This window comes from Streptomyces albidicamelliae (assembly GCF_025642175.1).
Classification (GTDB): Bacteria; Actinomycetota; Actinomycetes; order Streptomycetales; family Streptomycetaceae; genus Streptomyces; species Streptomyces albidocamelliae.
In genome coordinates this window covers 4804120-4825247 of record NZ_CP106795.1, presented here as the reverse complement: position 1 = coordinate 4825247, position 21128 = coordinate 4804120, and the positions used below count along the sequence as shown (strand labels likewise).

Here is a 21128-nt window from a genome sequence, read left to right as displayed (position 1 = left end):
GGCCCCGGGTCAGTGGGCCACCACCGGCACCGGCAGCTCGTCCTCGACGCCCTCGCCGGAGGCCACCGGGGTGCTGCCCGGACGGCCCGCGTTGACGAAGGTGAAGGCGATCAGGGAGGCGAGCGCCAGGATGCCGACGGCGAACCAGATCGCACTGGTGTAGCCGTGCACCATGGCCTGGAGCTTCACCAGCTCCGCCTGCGGCTTGGCCGTGACACCGGCGATGTGGTCCGTGATGTACGAGGTGGTCGCGGACGCGGCGATGGTGTTCAGCAGGGCGGTGCCGATCGCGCCGCCCACCTGCTGCGAGGTGTTGACCATCGCGGAGGCGACACCGGCGTCCCGGGGCTCGACGCCCTGCGTGGCCAGCGACATGGCCGGCATGAACGCGGTGCCCATGCCGAGGCCGAGCAGCACCATCGCCGGCAGGAGCAGGGCGCCGTACGAGGAGTCGATCTCCAGCTGGGTCAGCAGCAGCATGCCGAGCGCGGCGACGAGGAAGCCCGGGCCCATCAGGAGGCGGGCCGGGACCCGGGTCATGAGCCGGGTGCCGATCTGGGTGGAACCGGTGATCATGCCGGCCACCATCGGCAGGAAGGCGAAGCCGGTCTTGACCGGGGAGTAGCCCTTCACGACCTGCAGGTAGTAGGTCAGGAAGAGGAACAGGCCGAACATGCCGATGATCGCGAGGCCCAGGGAGAGGTAGATGCCGCCGCGGTTGCGGTCGGTCACCACGCGCAGCGGCAGCAGCGGGGCCTTGACCCGGGACTCGACCAGCGCGAAGGCGAGCAGCAGCACACCGGACGCGACGAACATCGACACGGTCACGGCGTCGCCCCAGCCGTCGGACTCGGCGCGCGTGAAGCCGTAGACGAGGGAGACCAGGCCGAGGGTGGACAGGATCACGCCGGGGACGTCGAGCGGGGAGCGGTTGCGGCCGCCCTCGGGCTCACGGACGACGAAGTAGGCGCCGGCCGCGGCGACGACGGCGAACGGGACGTTGACGAAGAAGGTCCAGCGCCAGTCCAGGTACTCGGTGAGGAAGCCGCCGAGGATCAGGCCGACGGCACCGCCGCCGCCCGCGATCGCGCCGTAGATGCCGAACGCCTTGGCGCGCTCCTTGGCGTCGGTGAACATCACGGCCAGCAGCGAGAGCGCGGCCGGGGCGAGCAGGGCGCCGAACACGCCCTGGAGGGCACGGGCGCCGAACATCATCGCGCCGGTGGTGGCGGCACCGCCGAGCGCGGACGCGGCGGCGAATCCGGCCAGTCCGAGCACGAACGCGCGCTTGCGGCCCCACAGGTCGGCGATGCGGCCGCCGAAGAGCAGCAGACCACCGAAGGCGAGGGCGTAGGCCGTGACGACCCACTGCCGGTTGCCGTCGGATATCCCGAGGTCCTGCTGGGCGGAGGGAAGGGCGATGTTCACGATGGTGGCGTCGAGGACGACCATCAGCTGGGCGAGCGCGATGAAGACGAGCGCCTTCCAGCGGTTGGCGTCACCGCTCGGTGCGGCGGCGCCGGGAGCCTTGAGGGCTGTTTCGGACATGGGGATACCCACTTCGGGACTTCGTGACGGAAAAAACGGAAAGATTGGGAAAAACAGGAAGAACGGACAAGCGCGAAGAACGACGAGGAACAGCGAGGCACGGCGAGGGGATCGCGCAGGGGCTCTCAAGGGCGGAGCCGAGCCGGTCGGTCAGGGCGAGCGCAGCTCCTCGATCGTGACGGCCGTGCCCGGCAGGACGGAGCGGGCGGGCGCCCGCAGGCCGTCGAGGAACAGTTGGAGATGGCGGTGGACGAAGCGGTCGCCGCGGACGCAGTCCGTACCGGCCGGGGGCCGGCTGAGCTGGGCCACGACGATCATCAGGTCGCCGACGCCGACGTCGGGACGGAGCTGCCCGGCCGCCTTCGCCCGGCCCATGACCTCCTCGATGAGCTGCTCGACGCGCTCCCGGGAGGCCTCCAGGTCGGGATGGTGCCGGTCGAAGCCGTCGGACATCATCGGGCACAGCGCGCTGAGCCGCTCGTCAGCTGAGGCGTGTACGAAGTGCTCCAGCGCGGCGAAGGCGTCCCCGGTCTCCGTGAGGGCCGCCTCGGCCGCCTCGGCCGTACGGTCCATGACGGAGCAGACGACCTCGCGCACGAGGGCCTCGCGGTCGGGGAAGTTGCGGTACACCGTGGCGTTGCCGACGCCGGCGCGGCGGGCGATCTCGTCGAGCGGCACGTCCGGACCGTGCTCGACGAACATCTCGCGGGCGGCGGTGACGATCCGCTCCCGGTTGCGCACGGCGTCGGCGCGGGGCCGGGGCACCTTGCGCTGCGCGGGGGATGCGGTCGCGGTCGGCACGGCGTACTCCTTCAGTTGCTGAGGACGATCAGTTGCTGAGGACGATCCGGTTCGGGTGGGGGAACGATCCGGTTCGTGGTGAGGCGATCCGGGGAGGCAGTCCCCGTTTCGCTCGGACACAGGGCTAAACGGGGAGAGGGTCCCCGGTTATTTCCCGGTACCGGAAAAGAATCGATGTGACCTGCGCCACACTCAACGTCCGCCGGGATTCACCCTCGTGCGGCCCCGCTTTCCCACGATCGGTCTCCTCCAGCGCGCGCCCGCCACCCCGTCGACACAGGGTGATCGCAAGGGTGCAGCCGGCGACCGGCGGCTGCCGTGGAGCGAAGGGCCCGTGCATGCCGCCGCAGCCGCCCCGCCGTCACATACGCCCGCGCCGCGTGGCCGCCCTGACCCTCGTGACCGTGCTGACCATGGCGGTCAGCACCTCGGCCGGGACCGGGCATCCGCCGGCGCCCACCACCGCCGGGCCCGTGGGCCTGGCCCGCTCCGCCGCCCTCTCGCCCTGTCTGATCCACGGCGGCCTCGACGTGCAGATGACCGAGGGCGTCCCCACCCCGCACGGCTACTCCCGCTCCACGGGCACGGTCCACGCCCTGACCCTCATGGTCGACTTCTCCGACGCGCCCGGCCAGGGCAGCGCCATGGACCGCTTCCACGAGTTCTTCCCGCAGACCCAGGAGTGGTTCCGCACGGCCTCCTACGGCCGCCTCGACTACCGGCCCGAGACCCCCGTCACCGGCTGGCTGCGGATGCCGAAGTCGTTCCGCCAGTACGGCATAGAGCGCGGCGCCCCCTTCGACCCCGGCTACCGGCAGCTGGTGCAGGACATAGTGGCCGCGGCCGACCCCACCGTGGACTTCCGCTCGTACGACCTGCTGAACGTGCTCGTCACCCCGAACGCCGGGCCGTCCGCCCTGGACACCGTGCTGTCCGTGACCTTCGCCGGCAACGGGGAGGCCCCGGTCGCCGACGGGGTGCCCGTCGCCAACGCCTCCTTCGTCTACTCCCGCCAGGACGACGGCTCCGGTTCCTACGACCGCACCGGCTACCGCGTCCTGCCCCACGAGAACGGCCACACCTTCGGCCTGCCCGACCTGTACACGCAGGAGGGCGGGGGCACGGTCGGGCACTGGGACATCATGAGCGAGGACTGGGGCGCCAACAACGACCTGCTCGGCTGGCACAAGTGGAAGCTGGGCTGGCTCGACGGCGGTCAGGTCGGCTGCGCGACGACCGACGGGACCGTCGAGTACACGCTGTCCCCGCTGTACAAGCCGGGCGGCGGCAAGCTGATCCTCGTACCCATCGACGTGCGGACCGCCTACGCGCTGGAGGTGCGGGCACAGGGCGGCAACGACGAGGTGGTGTGTCGGCCGGGCCTCCTCATCTACAAGGTCGACGCGACCGTGGACACCGGGCGCGGCCCGGTCACCGTCTACGACAGCACCCGGGGCAGCGGCGGCTGCACCCGCAGCCCCAACGTCCACACGGAGCTCTCCGACGCACCCTTCGTCCCCGGCGAGACCTTCAAGGACCCCAAGCACGCCATCGCGGTCCACGTGGTCGGCACGGACGCGGACGGCAACTACCGGGTGCGGATCACGCGGGGCTAGCTGAAGGGGGCGCCCGACGGGGTTCACCGTGGGCGCCGGACACGGGCCGCAGGCCGGGTTTACCGTGGGCGTCCGGCACGCCCTACGGTGGGCGTCCGACGCACGCCGTACCGGAGAGACGATGCCCGCGCAGACCGCCCAGGATTCCGGCAGCCGTGCCGAGGCCCGGCCCCCGGCGGGGACGGTCGAGGCGGCGGCGGGAACGGACGGGCCGCCCGCGGAGGCGGTCGGGCCGCTGCTGCGCGGGGTCGCGGTACTGCGGCGGCTCACCGAGGCGGGCGGCACGATGAGCCCGAGCGCGCTGGAGCGGGCCACCGGACTCGCCCGGTCCACCGTCGACCGGATCACCGCGACCCTGGCCCGCATGGGACACGTCCGCATCGACGGCCGGGACGTCGTCCTCACCCCGCGCGTGATGGAGCTGGGCAACGCCTACCTGACCGCCCTGCGCCTGCCCGCGCTGCTCGGCGCGCAGGCCGACGCCGTCGCCGACGAGCTGGACGAGTCGGTGTCCCTGGCGGTGGCCGACCTCGACGGCATCCGCTTCATCCACCAGGCGACCCGCCGCCGCGCGATGTCCGTGAGCTTCCGCATCGGCGACCTGCTGCCGGCCGAACGCACCGCCCCCGGGGCGCTGTTCGCGACCGAGTGGGATCCGGCGGACTGGCGGCGCTGGCACGCCCGGCACGCCGGGGACCCGGCGGACGCCTCCTTCCCCGCCGTGCCGCCCCGGTCCCCGGCCACCGCCGGCGACTTCGCCGCCCGGGTGGAGCGGGCCCGCCGGGACGGCTGGGCGCTGGACGACCAACTGGTCGAGCCGGGACTGGTCGCGGTGTCCGTGCCGGTGCGCGAACCGGACACCGGCCGCGTGGCGTGCGTGGCGAGCGTGGTCAGCCACACCAGCCGGCACACGGCGGCCGGTCTGCGCACCGCCCTGCTCCCCCGGCTGCGTACGGCGGTGGCGGCGATGGAGGCCGAGCTGCGCACCGCGCCGCCCCCCGAGCCCGGGCCGCCGCCCTCGGAACTGGCCGCCTGGACGGGGGCGTCCAAGCTCGAACTGGGCCGGGACTTCGTGGAGTCCCTGGCCCGGGGCCTGACCGTGCTCACCGCGTTCGGCGCGGGCCGGTCCGCGCTGCCGCTCGCCGAGGTCGCACGGGCGACCGGGCTGTCCCGCGCCACCGCGCGCCGGGCCCTGATCACCCACGAACACCTGGGCCTGGTGACCGCGCGCCCCGACCACACCTTCGCCCTCACTCCACGCGTGCTGGACCTGGGCTTCCCGCCGCTGTCGCGCAGCACGCTGCCCCGGCTGGCCGAGCCCCATCTGCGGGCGCTCGCAGGCCGGCTGCACGAGCCGACGGCGCTCGCGGTGCTGACGGGCGGCGGCACGGAGATCCAGTACACGGCCGGGGCGGCCGCGAGCCGCGTGCTGACCGTGCACATCGCCGTCGGCACCCGGCTGCCCGCCGCCGCGACCTCCTCGGCCGGGTCCTCCTGGCCGACACCACCCGACCGGCGTCCGCGGAGCCGCAGGACATCCGCGCGCCCGGCCAGGCCGTCGCCGGTGAGGAGCTGGAGGCGGTCCGTGCGCGCGGCTACGCCCTCGTCGACGAGGAGCTGGAGTCCGGGCTGCGCTCCATCGCCGTACCGGTACGGGACCGGACGGGCCGGGCCGTCGCCGCGGTGAACGTGTCCACGCACGCGGCCCGCCGCACGCTGGAGGACTGCGTGCGCGACCTGCTCCCCGAACTCCGCGCGACCGCCGACCGCATCCAGTCGGACCTGCGCGCGGCGGACCGCTTCACCCGGGTGCCGGTGCTGTGACCGCCCCTGCCGGAGGGGCCGCCCGGGATGCCGGCGTCAGCCGCGGGCATCCCGCCGACGGCCGAAGCCGTAGTAGAGGCCGATCAGCACGCCGCCGATCACCGCGACGGCGCTGACGGCCCGGCCCGAGCCGAAGGCGGCGGTGAGCCCGACGGCGACCCCGTAGCCGGCCGGCAGCAGCCAGTTCGGACGGAGACCCGATCTTGAGGTCCGCTCCATGGTTTCCCCCTGTTTCGTCCTGTCCGGACCGTTGTCCGTACGGACTTGATCATGTCATCCGGGGCACCGGGCCGAAACGGGTTCGCGGGCATCCCGGGCGGGTCCGAGGGGCCCTCATATTCCGGGCAGCGGCTGGCGCTTGCCGGCGAACCCGGCCTGACGGGCTACCCGTCAGCACCCCCGACCGCGCCTCGTAGGCACCCTTGGAGGATCCGCCGGGCGCCACCGCGAAGCGGCCCCGGTCGGCCCGCTTCGAACCGACCCGCACCCCGGCGCCGGGTCAGTCGAATCGCCCAGGGTGACGGGTCACCGGTCGGACCGTGACCGCCCCGACCGGATCACCCCAGCGCGTTCCCTCCCCCGTCCGCTAGGCTGTCCCCGGTACCTCTCCCACCCCTGGGAGGAGGCCGGGGCTGATCTCTCACCCCGCCCCCTGCCAAGGACAGACAGAGGCACTGCCTTCGTAGCTCAGGGGATAGAGCACCGCTCTCCTAAAGCGGGTGTCGCAGGTTCGAATCCTGCCGGGGGCACACGACCAAGGGCCGGTCCAGAGGCTTGACCCTCTGCACCGGCCCTTTGTCGTGAGCACGGCCGTGCCACACGGCCGTCACAAGGTCGGCCAGGCCGTTTCCCCCGTGCTCATGGCCCGGCACCGCCTGGAGTTGCCGTTCGCCTTCGTGCTGAACCCCGCCGCCCGACTTTGGTCCGACCGGCTGGATGTGCCGGTGGTTCATGCCGGGGCACTCCGCGGCGCGGCGGAGTCGAGGTTATGAAGGATATCGAACGGAATCGGATGGAAGTTCGCCATCCGCTCGTTCCCGGACATCAACCTCAGGAGTCACATGATGCGCCCCATCAGAGCGGCCTGCCTCGGCGCGGCCACGCTGGCCACTGTCCTCGCCTGCACCCCCGTCGCGGCCGCCGCGACGGACACCGGTTCCGCCCAGGCCGGGAACACGACCCGAATCATCACAGTCCTGGCCGAAGTGCAGCAGCTGACCCGCTTCCCCGTCGCCCCCGGCAGCGTCTCGCAGGGCGATCAAGTCGTCGTCCGCTCGGACCTCTTCGACGCGGCGCACAACAAGGTCGGCGAGACCCACGGCACCTGCACCACCACCCGGGGCGGCGTCGATGAAGCGGAGCAGTGCGTCGTGACCTACGTCCTCCCGGGTGGCCAGCTCACCGTGCAGGGACTGTACTTCAACTACCTCGACCAGGGTCCTTTCGACAACGCGATCACTGGCGGCACCGGGGAGTACAAGAAGGCTCGCGGCTGGGTCCACTCCGACACGATCGCCACCACCCCCAAGGTAGTGAGGCGCTTCACGATCCACCTCGTCTGACGGACCTGGACGTCCACATAACCCCGGAATCCGGCCTTCTCCCCTCGCGTCGCACCCTGGGAGGCGGTCGTACGAAAGAAAGTGCGGGTCAAGGGGACGTCCAGGATGCCTCACCCTTCAGACCGTGGCATAGAGCCAGCGACGTTCGCGAACTTCCCCGCGCACAAGTCCGATGGTGCAGGTAGAGGCGGGCGTGGCACGGCCCCCGGCGTGCCACTCTCGTGCCAGACCGGGCTCTCCCGAAGTGGGTCTCCAGCTCGCTGACCGAGTTCTGACGTCAACGCGGGCCGGCACTGACGACGGACGTCCTCGTGTAGTGCTTCATCTCCTCGATGTCGCCGATGTAGGAGCGGATCTCGGCGAGGAACGGGGGGAAGTGCGGGCCGCCGCGGAAGCCCTTCTCGTGGTCCTCGACGGAGGACCATTCGATCCGCAGGATGTAGCGCTCGGGTTCCTCGATGCCGTGGGAGAGCTCGTATCCGAGGCACTGGGGGGCGAGGTCCAGCTGCTGGGCGGCGGCCGTGTAGGCCTTCTCGAAGTCGGCGCGGCGCTCGGGTTCGGCGATGCGGTAGCGGATGTATTCCACGATCATGGTGATCCTCCGTAGGTCGCTGCCGCCAGGACTCCAGCGGCCCTCACGAACCCGGCGGAGTTCGCGCAGAGCGCATCCGACGGATGCCGGCCGCCAAGGCCGTGTCCGTCCGAGGGCGACCGATCACGGGTCCGTCACTCCGCCGGACGCCGAAGGACACGAAGGGCGCCGTCGCGAGGGTCGCCGCCGGCAGCAGCCCGCCTGCACCGCCTACGCCCGGTCGTCCCACCTTCCCTGCGCAGCCAGCGTCCACAGACGGCGACTTGACCGTCTCGGGACCCTTGAGCCTTCGTAGGCACCGTACGGGCCGCGAGCCGCCCTCTCCGGATCCGTGCCGGAACGGGCGGGCTCGCGAGAAGGCCACCTACGGGTGTCCGCAGGTGGCCTTCCGTGTACGGGCGAGGTGCGTCCCGGGACCTACTTGTGGGCCGCGCCCTTCTCGCCGATGTGGACGATCTTGTGGCTGCTGCGGCTCATGTCGACGACCAGCTTGCTCGTGCTGCCCCGGCTCCAGGTGAGGGTGACCACAGCCTCCGTGGTGGTGCGGGTGGAGCCGCTCTCGGTGACCTTCCAGGCCAGCGGGACGTTCTGGGCGCGCAGGACGCCGTCGGCGTGCTCACGGTTCTCCCAGGCCGCCAGCTCCTTCTGGAAGGCGGGGGTGAGGTAGTGGCTGCGCAGGTCCTTGCCGAGCTTGCCGCTGTCCTCGTCGGACACCGCGTCGATGTAGGTGCCGTAGAAGTTGGCGATGCGCGTGATGTTGTCGTTCGTCTTGCCGCTGACGCTGCGCGGGGCGCCCGCGGAGGCCTGGGCGGTGGCGCCGAGGCCGAGGGCGGCGGCGAGGACGCCGGCGGTCAGGACGGTGCGGGTCTTGCTGTTCATGTGAGTTCCCCGTTTTCGGAGTCGTGCCGGATCACGCCGAATGGCGCCGGCGGTGGTCGATGGGTGCTCTCCCCACCCCCGTGGCGGAGAGCGGCCCCGGTCGTGCGGTCAGTTGAGCTTGTTCACGGCCGTGACGGTCGTCTTCTTGAAGGCCTTCACCGGTGCGCCCCTGAAGTCGCCCAGCTGTCCCCAGTCCACGACCGTGACGGTCCTGCCGTCCCGGCCGACGGAGAGCAGGCGGATGTCGGAGGCACCCCAGGAGGTCTCCGTGTGCAGGCCGTAGACGTGGGCGCCCTCCTCGACCGGGAGCGTGCCGTAGTCCCGCAGCGTCGCCTCGGTCTCCGGGTCGGCCTTCTCGATGCGTGCCGCACAGGACTTGATGTCCTTGTTCAGCCGCGAGAAGCGCCCCTTCGCCGCGGCGGTCGTGGACAGCCGCACGCTGACCTGACGGGCGCTCGTGTCGAGGTCGGTACGGAACTCCCGGTACCAGGTGTCCGAGCCGCCGCCCAGGGCCATGCTCAGGCAGCGGTCCTGTTCCACCGCCTCCGGTACGCCGGCGGTCACCTTGCCGGCCGTCCAGGTCGAGCTCGGGTGCGGCGGAAGATCGGCCGCCTTGAGGAAGCCGGGCGCCTTGGCCGCGGCGGCGTTCGCCGGTGTGGCGAGCGTCGCGCCGAGGGCGAGGCCCGTGACGGCGACAGCGAGAAGCGCGCCTGCTCGGGTGCTCTTGGGCATGGGTGTCCCCCGTGGATGAGTGCATGGGTGTCGTCTGTCGCTCGCCGCCGGCTGGTCGGTCGGGCCCTGATCGGTGCGACACCAAGAGCATTGGCCGTCGGGGCGGCCCGGCGCAACGCCGGAAGCCCGTCCGGCGACGGTGGAACCATCCCAGCCCATCTGACGTGCAGGTATATGGGCCGCCTGGGATGCGGGGACACGGGGGAGACGGGGGCAGCGGTGCCGACCGGGGACGACGTCGAACAGTTCGCGGCGCTGCTGCGCCGGCTGAAGGACCGCACGGACCGGAGCTACGGCTCCCTGGCCCGGCGCGTCAACATGAACACCTCCACGCTGCACCGCTACTGCGCGGGCGAGGCGGTCCCGCAGGACTACGCCCCGGTGGAGCGTCTGGCCGCCTTCTGCGGGGCGACACCGGAGGAGCGCCTCGAACTGCACCGCCTGTGGCTGCTCGCCCTGACGGCACGGCAAGTGACGGCACGCCAAGTGACGGCACGCCAGCGGCCGAAGGCGGGCGACGGGGCGGCGGAGCCGGCCGGGGCCGAGGGGGTGCGGGAGTCGGCCGTGGGCGAGGGATCGCGGGATCGGTCCCGAGCCGAGGGGGTGCGGGAGCCGGCCGTGGGCGAGCGGGTTCCGGGTCCCGACCGCCGGGCGGAGCCTGGGGGCAGCCCCGACGACGGCAGGGAAGGCAGCGGCAGCGTCCCCGGCACCGGCCCGTCCGCCTCCGACGCCCCCGCCCCGGCAGCCCCGAGCCGGCACCGCACGCGGACGCGGTGGCGGTTGCGGACCGCCGCTCCACCGGACGGCGCTGGTACCGCCGTCGCCGTACCGTCGTCGGCGCCGCCGTGGCTACCGTCCTGCTGGCGACGCTGGGCAGTCTGCCGGCGCTGTCGGCCGGCGGGTCCGGCGGCGACCAGGCGGCCAAGGCCCCCGTCCGGTCCCGTACGACGGGAATGGGTACGGCGGGAACCGGTGCGCCGGCCCGTCCCTCGGCCGCCTCGACCGGCCCCTCCCCCGGCGGCAGTTCGTCGGCACCGCCCTCCGCGAAGGCACGGCCCTCGGGGCGACCCGAGGTGAAGGGCGGACCGTCGGCGGGGGCGAAGAGCGGCGCCCCGGTGCCGACAGGTGTGCCGCTCACCTGGACCGCCGACTCGCAGGTCTGGCAGGGCGGTTGCGGGCACGACTACGTGATCGGCAAGAAGCCCGACCAGGTGCCCCCGCCGCCGGTGCAGCAGGACGCGGGGGCGTGGGCGGCGACGCAGGGCGCGGTGCACGGGCGGCAGACGATGGTGCAGATCTCCGTGCAGGGGAAGTCGTCCGCGGCCGTGGTCCTCACGGCCCTCCGGGTCCGTGTCGTCAGCCGCGGTACGCCGCTGCCCGGTACGGCGTACGCCATGGAGCAGGGCTGCGGCGGCGACCTGACGCCCCGTGAGTTCTCGGTGAACCTGGACGTCGACCGGCCGATCGCGCACGCGCGTCCCGGCAACGACACCGGCAGGCCCATCCCCGCGGTGCGGTTCCCCTACCGCGTCTCCGCCGAGGACCCGGAGGTGCTGCTGGTCACCGCGACGACCGAGGCCCACGACTGCCAGTGGTACCTGGAACTCGACTGGTCCGCGCGGGGCCGCACCGGCACGGTCCGCGTCGACGACCACGGCCGGCCGTTCCGCACCAGCGGCATCAAGGGCCTGCCCCGCTACTGGTACGGCACGAACGACCAGGGGGTGCGCCAGTGGGTGCCGGCCGACTCCTAGCGCGCGCGGAAGGCGCCGGCGTCCGGGGGCGCGGGCCCGGACGTCCTGCCCGTTGGGTCCCGGCCGGACTGGGTCTATCGTCGGAATCATGGGGCCAGGAAGAGGAGGACGGCCGGTGATGCCGCAGGACGAGGCCGTGATCGGCTGCACGGGGAAGGTACTCATCGGAACGCGCGGTTCCACGGGTCCCGGCGAGGTCCTGGTGCGCGTCAGAGGCGGTTCGGAGACCTTCCTCGCCTGGTCGGAAACTCCCCTGGCCGTGGGCACGACCGTGCTTGTGATCGAATCACGAGGATGCCGCGAGGTCGGCGTCATCGAGTGGGTGGATCCATTGGACGCGCTGGGCGGGGACACCGCCCGCGCCGACTGAGGAGTACGTGCATGTTCGGATACCGCGTCCCCGCTCCCGACGAGGCGATGTTGATCTCGGGGGGCAGGCGGGGATTGGGGGGCGCGCCGTTCCGAGTGGTCACCGGGCACGGGAAGTTCGTGCTGCCGGTGTTCAGGAAGGTCCGGTTCCTCACGCTCTCCATGTGCGAGGCGGAGGTCACCGAGACCTGCGTGACCAGGCAGGGCATCGCGTTGCACGTCCGTGCCGTGATCGCCTTCAAGGTGGGTAACGACCACGAGAGCATCATCAACGCCGGCCAGCGCTTCCTCTCCGACCAGGAGCAGATGTCGGTGCTCACCGGCCGGATCTTCGCCGGTCACCTGCGGGCCATCGTGGGCTCGATGACGGTCGAGGAGATCGTCACCGAGCGGCAGAAGCTCGCCGCCGAGGTCCTGGACACCTCCAAGACCGAGATGGCGAAGATCGGTCTGATCGTCGACTCGCTGCAGATCCAGTCGATCGACGACGGCGACACCGGTTACATCGACGCGATGTCCGCGCCGCACAAGGCGGCCATCCAGCGGCAGGCGCAGATCGCCCAGGCGCAGGCGACCCAGGCCGCGGTCGAGGCGGAGCAGGCGGCGGCCCGTAAGCAGGCCGAGTACGCCCGGCAGACCGCCATCGTCAAGGCCGAGTACTCGGCCGAGGTGGACCGTGCGCAGGCGCAGGCCGGGCAGGCCGGACCGCTGGCGCAGGCGCACGCCCAGCAGGAGGTGCTCGCCGCCCAGACGGAGCTGGCCGAGCGCCAGGCCAAGCTGCGCCAGCAGCAGCTGGTCGCCGAGGTCGTGAAGCCCGCCGAGGCCGAGGCCGAGCGGGTCAGGATCCTCGCGGCCGCCGAGGCGCAGCGTATGAAGATCCAGGCGGAGGCCGCCGCCTCGTACGACCGGGTCGCGCTCGACCGGATGCTGATCGACCAGCTCCCGCAGATCGTCAAGGAGGCCGCGGGCGGTCTCGCGGGCGCCAACGTCAACGTCCTCAACGGTGCGGACGGTCTGGGCGAGATCGCCGCCGGCCTGGTGTCCCAGGGTCTGACGATCCTCGACTCGGTCCGGCAGAACCTGAACGGCCCGGACACCGACGGCCACCGCTCCTCGGAGAGCGAGGGCAACGGCCTCTTCCAGCTGCCCACCAGCAAGGGCAGGAAGTCGAACGACGGCCCGGTGGACGTCGACTAGCGGCACCGGCCGAGCGCGCTGACGGCGACCACCTCCTCCCGCTCGGATTCAGGGACGTCGGCGATCTGGACCGTGATCCTCTGCACGGACGGGGCAAGGCGCCGGACCCGTGCCGTGACGGGCCGGTCGTACCCCATCCAGCACTGGAACTCGACCTCGTGGTACCGGTCGTCGGACAGGGAGTCCGCCAGCACGTCGGGTCCGCCGAGCAGCGGGGCTCGCCCGCAGTCCGACGTCTGGCGGGAACCGAAGAGTGCGTCCGTGAGCGGATGGACGACGGCAGTCCCGCGGCGCCGAGCTGCTTGGGCGGGCAGCCGGACGTGGTGCCGGCGGACGTAGTGCGCCGGCTCGGCCGGCCAGAACCAGGTGCCGCCGGTGACGAGGGACCCGGCGCCGGGGATCCAGGTGTCCCCGGTGACCACGTCCCGCTCGGCCCCCAGGACGGAGTAGATCTCGGTGGACGACTCCAGGTAGGCGACGAGGCTGTCCTCGTCCTCCTCCCCCGTGGCCCGTGCGGTGTGGCCGAGAGGGTTGTCGGGCCGGCCGGTGAAGCCCGCTCGGTTGATCATCTTCTCTCCTGCTCCGGGGTCATACTGAGGGTGTGAGTGCGGCTCGCACGGGTGATGGCGCAGCGAAGGGGCAGGTCGGGCGGCCTGTGCCGCGGGCGGCTGCGATCATCCAGTACGAGTGGGACGCCGCGTGGGTGATCGTCGCGTACGGCGAGTACGACATCGGATGCGTCGCGTCCCTGGCGGAGGCCCTGGAGATCGCGTCCAAGAAGTACTCCAAGGTGGTCGTGGACGCTTCTCGGCTCACCTTCGCCGACTCGGCGTTCCTGAACCTGCTGCTCAGAGTCAACAACACGACCGCGCTGCGGGTGGCCGAGCCCGCGCCGCAGTTGCGGCGGTTGCTGCGGCTCACCGGGGCGGACTCCGTGCTGGACGTCCGCGAGTCGGTCGAGGAGGCCGCGGCCTCCTGACCCGCCGCGGCCCGTGCCCGCGCGGTGAGCGGTGCCCGGCCGGTCTCCTCCGGGAGGTTCGTGCCCTGCACCCCGTCGAGGACCTGCTCCGCGACCGTCCGCGGCTTGACGTCGGCGGTCCGGGAGACCTCCGTCAGGATCCCGAGCGCCTGCTCGGGCCGCAGTCCCTCCAGCGCCATGACCACCCCGATCGCCGTGCCTGCGGGCGGCCAGGTGGGCCCGGTTCACACATGGCGGAGGCCGTGCCGCACCGCGCGCGTGCCCACCGGCCGGTCAGACGGGGATCCGGGCCGGCCACGAGGGCGGGACATCGCTCGCGGGGCAGAGGCCGGAGTCGCCGGGACAGCCGTCCAGCGTCCCGCGGGTCGCGAAGAGCCACCACGCCGCCGACGCCGTCGCGACGATCACCGGCAGTGCCGGCAGCGACATCCGGACGGCCGCCGGTGCCCCGAACGCCAGGCGCCGGCCGACGGCCGGCGCCACGAGCCCGACCGCTGCCCCGGCCGCCACGGTCACGGGGAGCAGGAAGGTGAGTTCGAGGCGTCCGCCGGCGTCTTACCCCGCGTCGCAGTACGCCCGCGCCCGGACGGTCAGCACCCAGGCGACGCAGCCCATGGCGGCCCCGAAGAGGGCGGAGCCCGCCCAGGGGAGGGAGGAGCCGGATCCCGGCTCGGCTGTGTTCACGACGTTCACGACACAGCACGCCATCGACCCCCGCGCCCGCGGTTCCCCGTACCGCTCAGTCGTCCTCGTTCTCCTTGTGCGTGGTCGTCCCGGGACGCGGGGGCTTGCCGGCCTTCGCGGGTGATCCGTGGTTGCCGTGCGGCTTGTGACGGGGGTGATCGTCCCGGGAGCGGGGCGGCTTGTGACGGGGGTGATCGTCCCGGGAGCGGGGCGGCTTGGGCTGGTGCGGGTCGGCGCCGTGGTGGCGGCCCGACGGGGCCGCCCGGCCGGGCGGGTTCCGGGTCAGGGAGACCGGCTCGGCGCGGGCGCCGGTCGTCGCGGACGCCGGCCCCGACGCGCTTGCGGCAGCGGGCCGAGCGCCGTGGGATCCGCTGGACGGGGCCGCACTCGGCCCGCCGCCCGGTGTCGCCGTGCCGGACGACGGGCGCGTGGCCGTCGAGGCCGCGTCGGCCCGGTCCTCGCTGCTGCCGCTCGTGCCCGGGGCGACCGCGAGGGTCGTCCCCAGCGCCACGGATATCGCGGCCAGGACGGTCCCCACGGCCAGGCCGCGGCGGTGCCGGACGCCTCGGGTGTCACTCGGCGGCCCGGCCCGCCCGGTGAGGGCCAACTCCTCCGTGCGTACGGGCTCGTTCCCCCCGGGGTGAGCCGCGCGGGGCAGCGGCAGCCGGACCACGGCGGGTGACGGCTCGCGCCGGTCGGGCCCGGGCGTCAGGGAGGAGAGCGCCCGCGCGCACTGTTCGGCGTCCGGGCGTGCCTCCGGGTCCCGGTCGGTCATGGCCCGTATCAGGGCGGCCAGGTCCGGGGAGAGCCAGGCGGGGACCGTGGGCGGCCGGTGGAGGCGGGCCACCGCTGCCTCCAGCGGGGTGCCGTGGTACTCCAAGTCCCCTTTCAGGCACTCCAGGAGGACCAGACCGAGCGCGTAGACGTCCGCGGCCGGTCCGACGCGGCCGCCCTCGACCTGCTCGGGCGCCAGGTAGGCGGCGGTCCCTGTCAGTACGTCGGGTGCGGTGTGCCGGGTGGCGTTCGCGAGGCGGGCGATGCCGAAGTCCGCCAGGTAGGGGTCGCCGGCCGTGTCGAGCAGGACGTTCGACGGCTTGATGTCGCGGTGCACGATGCCGGCCCGGTGCACATGCGCGAGCGCCCGTGCGAGGGCGGTGCCCAGCTCGGTCACGCGCCGCCGGGGCAGTGCCCCGCGGGTCAACAGGCCGCGCAGGGTGGGGCCGTCGACCAGTTGCATGACCAGGTAGGCGCGGTCGTCGTGACGGCCGGCGTCGTAGACGGTGACCAGTCCGGGATGCTGCAGGCGGGCGAGGAAGACGGCCTCGGCGGCGAGACGGTCCTCGGTCTGGGGATCGGAGCCCGGCCGGAAGACCTTGACGGCCACGGGCCGGCGCAGACGCGTGTCGACGCCTTCGTAGACGTCGGCCATCCCTCCGGAACCGATTCTCGAGCCCAACCGGTAGCGGTCGCACAGGACTTGGGCGGACTGTGTCTCCGCGGGGACCGGCGCGGGAGCCGGCAGGGCTGCTGATCGGCGGGCCATCATCTGCTTCTCCGTTGCTGTCACCTGCTGTCACCGCATTCGGGCTCGGCCGGGGGCGTACTGCGAAGCGGGTACCCCGGGCCGTGTCAGGTAGCCGGACGAAGTCGGCGCCGCGACGGGAACCGGACCTCCGGGCGGCCCGGCGGAGCCCCTCCCCTTCCGTCACCCCGGTCTCGCCACTCCGTCCCCGGCACGGCTCGCGCCAGAAATCGAACACATGCTTGAATTCAGCCATGCGACCGATTCCCGACGACCTCGCCCACGCACAAGAGGAGTGGCACGCCACCTACCGGCAGCTCGCCGTGCACCCGCGCACCGCGCTGCGGCGGCGGCTGATCCGCCTGTCGTCCCAGGTGCTGTTCCACCCGTACTGGCAGGGGCGCGGTACGGCCGCCCGGTCGGCGTTGTCCGTCCCCGGGCGGGGTGGAAGGAGCCGGTGATGCACGGTCGCGTCCGGTGCGCGGCGACGGGCCGCGGGGATGGTGCGTGCCGTGTCCCTGCTGCCGCCTGATCCGCGCCGGCTCCGGGCGATCCTCGCGTACCTCGACGAGCGGCTCGCCCAGAGCGAGACGGTCGCCGTCTACCTCCGGCTCCAGCGGGAGGCCGTACTCGCCGCGCTCGCCGGCACCGAGGGAGGCGGACGCCCCGCGCGGCGGCGGTCGAGGCGCGGCGGCGACGGCGTCGGGGGCGGGGAGAGCGGCGGGCCGCCGCCCGGCCCCGCCGCGTCGGCGCCGAGGAGCGGGTACGCCGTCGAGCGGAAGCGCACCCCGCACGGGCGTGAGCCCGCCGTCGTCCACCGGGCCCTGTGCACGATGATCGACGGCACCCCGCGCCACCTTGGGGCCGACGAGGCGCGGGCCGCGCTCACCGACCCGGACGGCGAACCCTGCCCGTTCTGCCGGCCCGACACGGAGCTGGGCACGGACCTGGCGTGAGCCGGAGGGGCGGGCCGGGGGGCCGTCGTGATCCCTGTGGCCGTCCACGAGCTGCCGTGCCGGGCGGACGTACGTACCGTCGGCACCATGGACGGGATGCCGCGGCGCATCGAACCCTCGACGGACCGGACCGCCGCGGCGCGCATGCTGGACTGCGCGCCGGACGAGGTCGGCTATTGCCCGCGCTGTCAGGGGCTCACCCGCCGCTACGGCCGCGGTGCGCAGATCATCTGTACGGCCTGCCGGGCGGCCGAGGAGGCCGGGCGGGCGGCGTCCGGGGCCGGCTGAGTCCGCGCGGTCGGCCCACGGCGGCCGGGCGGCCGTCGCCCGGGGCGCGCGAGGCGGTTTCTTTACCCTTCCCTGACGCCCCTGCCGCATCCATCGGTCCCGTGCCGGTGTCCTCCCCGTTGTCCGCAACTGGCGGGAGTCATGTCGGAGAGGGGAAGTGCCATGGAAGGCACCGTCGTCGCAGTGGTGGCCGTCGGCCTGCTGCTGCTCGTCCTCAAGAGCGGGATGCGCGTCGTCAACCAGGTGGAGCGGGGGGTCGTGTTCCGGTTCGGGAAGGCGCTGCCGAGCCACCGGCAGCCCGGCATCACCTTCCTCGTCCCGTTCGCCGACCGGATGCGCAAGGTGAACGTGCAGGTCGTGACCATGCCGGTGCCCACACAGGAGGGCATCACCCGGGACAACGTGTCCGTGAAGGTCGACGCGGTCGTCTACTTCAGGGTGACCGATCCGGTCCGCGCGGCCATCGAGGTGCAGGACTACACCTTCGCCGTCGGGCAGGTCGCCCAGTCCTCCCTGCGGTCCATCATCGGCAAGAGCGACCTGGACGACCTGCTGAGCGACCGGGAGCGGCTGCACGAGGGGCTCGCCCTGATGATCGACAGCCCGGCGGCCGGGTGGGGCATCCACATCGACCGCGTCGAGATCAAGGACGTCCAGCTGCCGGAGTCGCTGAAGCGGTCCATGTCGCGGCAGGCCGAGGCGGAGCGGGAGCGGCGGGCCCGGGTCATCACCGCGGACGGTGAGTTCCAGGCCGCGCAGCAGCTCGCCAACGCCTCGCGGATCATGTCGGACACGCCCGAGGCGATGCAGCTGCGGCTCCTCCAGACCGTCGTCGAGGTGGCCGCGGAGAAGAACTCCACGCTCGTGATGCCGTTCCCGGTGGAACTGCTGCGGTACTTCGACCGGGCCACGGCGCGGATCGACGCCGACCTCAGGACGGCGAGGGTTCCCGCGCAGACACGGACGGAGGCAGAGCCCCGGCCGGTGGAGCAGGAGACCGGCGGGCCGGAGTCCGCCGAGCGGCCGTAGCCAGCGCCAGCGTCACGCACACCGAGCCCGCCGCCGTCGCGGTCATCGCGGCGGCGGGCGAGGTGAACTGCGCCACCGCCCCGGCCAGCACCGCGCCGAGACCCTGGAGGGTGAGCATGCCGGCCGAGTGCAACCCGAGGGCCTGACCGGCGAGTTCGCCGGGGGTCAGCTCCATCAGCCGCTCCTGCTGCACCAGACTCGCGCCGAAGCCGGCCGAGGCGACCGTCACGCACACCGCGGCCACGAGCAGCGGCGGGCGGGCGCAGAACACCAGGAACGGCACCGCGAGCAGCAGCAGGAGCGGGGTGGCCAGCCGGCGCCGTACCCCGGGCCGCAGCAGCCGGCCGGCCGTCACGTCCCCGGCGAACATGCCGAGCGCCCCGCAGGCGAACAGGGCACCGGCCGCGTGCGGGGCGTACGACACGTACAGGGACTCGCAGCCGACCACCAGGCCGCCTGGCACCCACAGGCCCAGGTAGGTGAGGCGGCGCGGGCGGGAGGACCACAGCAGGGCGTTGGCACGCCAGGTCGCCGACGGGGAGGGGCGGCCCGTGGTCCGGGGCCGGCGGGCGGACAGGCCCAGCCGCAGGACGAGCGCGGCCGTCAGCTGGAGGGCCGCCGAGAGCAGCAGGCAGGCCCGCGGGGAGAGCGCGGCGAGCAGGGCGCCGCCGGTGGCGAACCCGGCCACCTGCAGGAGCCCGTTCATCATGTGGAACAGCGAACGCCCGGGCAGGTAACCGCCCTTGGGGAGGATCTCGTGCAGCAGGCCCCAGCGAACGCCGCCGCCGAGGGAGGCCACCAGGCCCAGCGCGAGGAGGACGGCGAAGACCGCGCCGACGGGCAGGCCGGGCACGGCCTGCACCGCCGTACCGGCCGCGAAGGCCAGCGCGATCGCCGACAGGGCCGTCCGCGGGGGCAGCCGGTCGGCGCCCGAGAGCAGCACGGTCGCGCCCAGCACCTGGGCGAGGGAGGGGCCGAACATGCTCACCGCCGACAGCAGCGGGGAGCCGGTCGCCCGGTACACGAGCGTGCCGAGGGCGAGACCGCCGACGGTCTGGGCGGCGGTCTGGGCGGCGGAGCCGAGGAGGAGCGGGGTGAACTCGGGGGTGCGGACCAGGGATCGGTAGCTGGGCATGTCCGGGAGTCTCGGGCGGTCCGGGCCGGGGCGGTTACTGTTTCGCGGCAGCGCGAAAGGTCCTACGGCCGTGAGGAGGGGTTTCCGGTGGGGTGGTGGCAGCTGAACGCGGACACCCTGGCCCGCAGCCGGTTCGTCGTCTCACCGCTCGCGGAGACCTTCGCCTGTCTGAAGCTGCTGCACGCCGGTGAGGGAGCGCATCCCGGGGAGCGGGACTGGCTGCGCGCCCACCTGCCCGGGTACCGGGCGCGGTCGGCCGCCGACCCGGTGACGGCGCTGCTGGTGCGCGCGGGACTCGGCCGGGAGTGGATCGCCGACTTCCTGACGCCCGCGCCCCGCGGCGGGGAGGGGTTCGCGGACGAGGTCGCCCGGGTGCGGTCGGTGGCGCCCGCGGCGGCCCGCGCCCAGCTGCGCACCGCCCTCGCCGGTCCGCTCCCGGACGCCCTGGACCGGGACGACCTGCCCGAGCGGGCGGCCGTCCTGCTGGAGTGGGTGTGGCGGGAGACGGTACGGCCGTACTGGGAGCGGCGCCGGCGAGTGCTGGAGGCGGACGTGGTGGCGCGCACCGCGCAGGTGAGCCGGGGCGGCTGGGTGAGCGCGCTGGACTCGCTGCGGCCGGGGCGCACCCGGTGGCTCGGAGAGAACCGGCTGCAGGTCAATCTGCACGAGTATCCGCCGCGCGAGATCTCCGGGGCCGAGATGCTCTTCGTGCCGGTGACACCGCAGCGGCACGGCTGGGTGGCCTGGGAGGACGGCGAACGGTACGCGGTGGTCCACCCGTGCGCCGGGGTTCTCGCCGACGCCGGGGACCGCGCTGTCCCGGCGGGCCTCGGCGCGCTGCTCGGGGCGGCCCGGGCCGGGGTGCTGGTGCTGCTGGACTCCCCCATGAGCACGAGCCAGCTGACCGCGGTGACCGGCCAGGGGCTCGGCTCGGTCGGCCGGCATCTGAAGGTGCTCCGGGAGGCGGGGCTGGTGACCCGCCGCCGGGCGGCCCGCTCGGTGCTCTACACGCGGACGGCGGCGGGCGAGGTCCTGGTGGAGGCGGCGGGCCCGGCCGGGGCGACGGGGCCGCGCGCCGGGGGCGTGGACGGGCAGGGCTAGCATCCGGGGCATGACGACTACTGACCACAACGGATCCGTGCTGGACACCGAGATCGGGGCCCTCAAGGGCGGCTCCGCGGACCTGCCGCAGTTCACCGGCAAGGCCGTACTGATCGTGAACGTGGCCTCGAAGTGCGGGCTGACCCCGCAGTACACGGGCCTGGAGAAGCTGCAGGAACGGTACGCCGAGCAGGGCTTCACCGTGCTGGGCGTGCCCTGCAACCAGTTCCTGGGGCAGGAGCCCGGGACCGCCGAGGAGATCGCGGAGTTCTGCTCCGCGACGTACGGCGTGTCCTTCCCGCTGACCGAGAAGGTCGAGGTGAACGGCGAGGGCCGGCACCCGCTGTACGAGCGGCTCGTGGGCTTCGCCGACGCCGAGGGGCACACCGGGGACATCCGCTGGAACTTCGAGAAGTTCCTCGTCGGCCGGGACGGCCGGGTCGTCGCGCGCTTCTCGCCGCAGACCGAGCCGGAGTCGGCGGAGGTCGTGGCCGCCATCGAGGGCCAGCTGGCCTAGGCGGTTGACCCTGCCCCTGGGGCAGGGACGAGCGTTCCCGTCA

At 73.3% G+C, this 21128-nt stretch carries 23 protein-coding genes, 1 tRNA gene and 3 pseudogenes; 15 read left to right on the top strand and 12 right to left on the bottom strand.

The features are described from left to right. Positions 1-9 precede the first annotated feature (9 nt). Positions 10-1548: an MFS transporter gene (locus N8I86_RS22265; RefSeq protein ID WP_073888426.1), complete on the bottom strand. Its 1539-nt coding sequence runs from the start codon at positions 1546-1548 to the stop codon at positions 10-12. Between the two features lie 150 nt (positions 1549-1698). Next, positions 1699-2349, bottom strand: coding sequence for a TetR/AcrR family transcriptional regulator (locus tag N8I86_RS22260; RefSeq protein ID WP_079192302.1), 651 nt, complete (start codon positions 2347-2349; stop codon positions 1699-1701). Between the two features lie 338 nt (positions 2350-2687). Here N8I86_RS22260 and N8I86_RS22255 point away from each other — a divergent pair, with 338 nt between their 5' ends. Both N8I86_RS22255 and N8I86_RS22250 read left to right on the top strand, forming a co-directional pair. Next, a complete protein-coding gene (locus tag N8I86_RS22255) occupies positions 2688-3965 on the top strand; it encodes a M6 family metalloprotease domain-containing protein (protein WP_263278539.1) in 1278 nt (425 codons plus the stop codon). Between the two features lie 121 nt (positions 3966-4086). After that, positions 4087-5789, top strand: a pseudogene (locus N8I86_RS22250) (IclR family transcriptional regulator domain-containing protein). Positions 5790-5825: 36 nt separating this feature from the next. Here N8I86_RS22250 and N8I86_RS22245 read toward each other — a convergent pair. Beyond that, positions 5826-6008, bottom strand: coding sequence for a hypothetical protein (locus tag N8I86_RS22245; protein WP_073888420.1), 183 nt, complete (start codon positions 6006-6008; stop codon positions 5826-5828). A 457-nt stretch (positions 6009-6465) separates the two neighbouring features. On the opposite strand from N8I86_RS22245, the gene N8I86_RS22240 reads away from it, so the two are divergent. After that, positions 6466-6538: transfer RNA gene (locus tag N8I86_RS22240), tRNA-Arg, on the top strand. 312 nt (positions 6539-6850) lie between these two features. Continuing rightward, positions 6851-7351, top strand: a complete 501-nt coding sequence (locus N8I86_RS22235) for an allene oxide cyclase barrel-like domain-containing protein (RefSeq protein WP_263278538.1) — start codon at positions 6851-6853, stop codon at positions 7349-7351. Positions 7352-7628: 277 nt separating this feature from the next. Here N8I86_RS22235 and N8I86_RS22230 read toward each other — a convergent pair whose 3' ends face one another. The 3 genes from N8I86_RS22230 to N8I86_RS22220 form a co-directional block, all read right to left on the bottom strand. Further along, complete coding sequence (locus N8I86_RS22230; protein ID WP_073888412.1) at positions 7629-7943, bottom strand: antibiotic biosynthesis monooxygenase family protein; 315 nt, start codon at positions 7941-7943, stop codon at positions 7629-7631. A gap of 417 nt (positions 7944-8360) precedes the next feature. After that, positions 8361-8822 (bottom strand): hypothetical protein, encoded by a 462-nt coding sequence (locus tag N8I86_RS22225; RefSeq protein WP_123437069.1) that lies wholly within the window; start codon positions 8820-8822, stop codon positions 8361-8363. 108 nt (positions 8823-8930) lie between these two features. Continuing rightward, positions 8931-9554, bottom strand: coding sequence for a hypothetical protein (locus tag N8I86_RS22220; protein ID WP_123437070.1), 624 nt, complete (start codon positions 9552-9554; stop codon positions 8931-8933). A gap of 15 nt (positions 9555-9569) precedes the next feature. On the opposite strand from N8I86_RS22220, the pseudogene N8I86_RS39055 reads away from it, so the two are divergent. The 4 genes and pseudogenes from N8I86_RS39055 to N8I86_RS22205 form a co-directional block, all read left to right on the top strand. Continuing rightward, positions 9570-9929 (top strand): annotated as a pseudogene (locus N8I86_RS39055) (helix-turn-helix domain-containing protein); the annotation flags it as partial. Between the two features lie 398 nt (positions 9930-10327). Then, the gene (locus N8I86_RS39050; RefSeq protein WP_317633618.1) at positions 10328-11308 is read left to right on the top strand and encodes a hypothetical protein; all 981 of its coding nucleotides are present in this window, start codon (positions 10328-10330) and stop codon (positions 11306-11308) included. Positions 11309-11426: 118 nt separating this feature from the next. Beyond that, on the top strand, positions 11427-11678 hold the full coding sequence (locus N8I86_RS22210; RefSeq protein ID WP_073888405.1) for a hypothetical protein: 252 nt from the start codon (positions 11427-11429) through the stop codon (positions 11676-11678). An 11-nt stretch (positions 11679-11689) separates the two neighbouring features. Continuing rightward, on the top strand, positions 11690-12874 hold the full coding sequence (locus tag N8I86_RS22205) for a flotillin family protein (RefSeq protein WP_263278537.1): 1185 nt from the start codon (positions 11690-11692) through the stop codon (positions 12872-12874). On the opposite strand, the gene N8I86_RS22200 is transcribed toward N8I86_RS22205, so the two are convergent. Beyond that, entirely contained in the window at positions 12871-13443 is a 573-nt protein-coding gene (locus N8I86_RS22200) for a hypothetical protein (protein WP_263278536.1), read from the bottom strand. The genes N8I86_RS22205 and N8I86_RS22200 overlap by 4 nt on opposite strands. An 86-nt stretch (positions 13444-13529) precedes the next feature. Between N8I86_RS22200 and N8I86_RS22195 the strand changes: the two genes are divergently transcribed. Beyond that, positions 13530-13853, top strand: coding sequence for an STAS domain-containing protein (locus N8I86_RS22195; protein ID WP_198960295.1), 324 nt, complete (start codon positions 13530-13532; stop codon positions 13851-13853). A gap of 89 nt (positions 13854-13942) precedes the next feature. On the opposite strand, the pseudogene N8I86_RS39400 reads toward N8I86_RS22195, so the two are convergent. From N8I86_RS39400 to N8I86_RS22180, 4 genes and pseudogenes are all read right to left on the bottom strand, one after another. Beyond that, positions 13943-14038, bottom strand: a pseudogene (locus tag N8I86_RS39400) (hypothetical protein); the annotation flags it as partial. 88 nt (positions 14039-14126) lie between these two features. Further along, on the bottom strand, positions 14127-14369 hold the full coding sequence (locus tag N8I86_RS22190; protein ID WP_263278535.1) for a hypothetical protein: 243 nt from the start codon (positions 14367-14369) through the stop codon (positions 14127-14129). A gap of 39 nt (positions 14370-14408) precedes the next feature. Beyond that, positions 14409-14537, bottom strand: coding sequence for a hypothetical protein (locus N8I86_RS22185; RefSeq protein ID WP_263278534.1), 129 nt, complete (start codon positions 14535-14537; stop codon positions 14409-14411). Between the two features lie 55 nt (positions 14538-14592). Further along, the gene (locus N8I86_RS22180; RefSeq protein WP_317633651.1) at positions 14593-16080 is read right to left on the bottom strand and encodes a serine/threonine-protein kinase; all 1488 of its coding nucleotides are present in this window, start codon (positions 16078-16080) and stop codon (positions 14593-14595) included. Positions 16081-16313: 233 nt separating this feature from the next. On the opposite strand from N8I86_RS22180, the gene N8I86_RS22175 reads away from it, so the two are divergent. The 4 genes from N8I86_RS22175 to N8I86_RS22160 all read left to right on the top strand — a co-directional run bounded on the left by N8I86_RS22175 (position 16314) and on the right by N8I86_RS22160 (position 18332). Continuing rightward, positions 16314-16520 carry a hypothetical protein gene (locus N8I86_RS22175; RefSeq protein ID WP_263278532.1) on the top strand — a complete coding sequence of 69 codons (207 nt, stop codon included), beginning with the start codon at positions 16314-16316 and terminating at the stop codon, positions 16518-16520. Positions 16521-16571: 51 nt separating this feature from the next. Then, positions 16572-17015, top strand: a complete 444-nt coding sequence (locus tag N8I86_RS22170) for a DUF6233 domain-containing protein (protein ID WP_241840728.1) — start codon at positions 16572-16574, stop codon at positions 17013-17015. Positions 17016-17042: 27 nt separating this feature from the next. Beyond that, on the top strand, positions 17043-17303 hold the full coding sequence (locus tag N8I86_RS22165; RefSeq protein ID WP_263278531.1) for a hypothetical protein: 261 nt from the start codon (positions 17043-17045) through the stop codon (positions 17301-17303). A 162-nt stretch (positions 17304-17465) separates the two neighbouring features. Continuing rightward, on the top strand, positions 17466-18332 hold the full coding sequence (locus N8I86_RS22160; protein WP_073888391.1) for a slipin family protein: 867 nt from the start codon (positions 17466-17468) through the stop codon (positions 18330-18332). On the opposite strand, the gene N8I86_RS22155 is transcribed toward N8I86_RS22160, so the two are convergent. Next, entirely contained in the window at positions 18235-19467 is a 1233-nt protein-coding gene (locus N8I86_RS22155) for an MFS transporter (RefSeq protein WP_263278530.1), read from the bottom strand. The two genes, N8I86_RS22160 and N8I86_RS22155, sit on opposite strands and share 98 nt — an antisense overlap. Positions 19468-19554: 87 nt before the next feature. On the opposite strand from N8I86_RS22155, the gene N8I86_RS22150 reads away from it, so the two are divergent. Together N8I86_RS22150 and N8I86_RS22145 are read left to right on the top strand one after the other, a co-directional pair. Beyond that, positions 19555-20568 carry an ArsR family transcriptional regulator gene (locus N8I86_RS22150; RefSeq protein WP_073888387.1) on the top strand — a complete coding sequence of 338 codons (1014 nt, stop codon included), beginning with the start codon at positions 19555-19557 and terminating at the stop codon, positions 20566-20568. Positions 20569-20578: 10 nt separating this feature from the next. Next, positions 20579-21085, top strand: a complete 507-nt coding sequence (locus tag N8I86_RS22145) for a glutathione peroxidase (protein ID WP_073888385.1) — start codon at positions 20579-20581, stop codon at positions 21083-21085. Positions 21086-21128 lie beyond the last annotated feature (43 nt).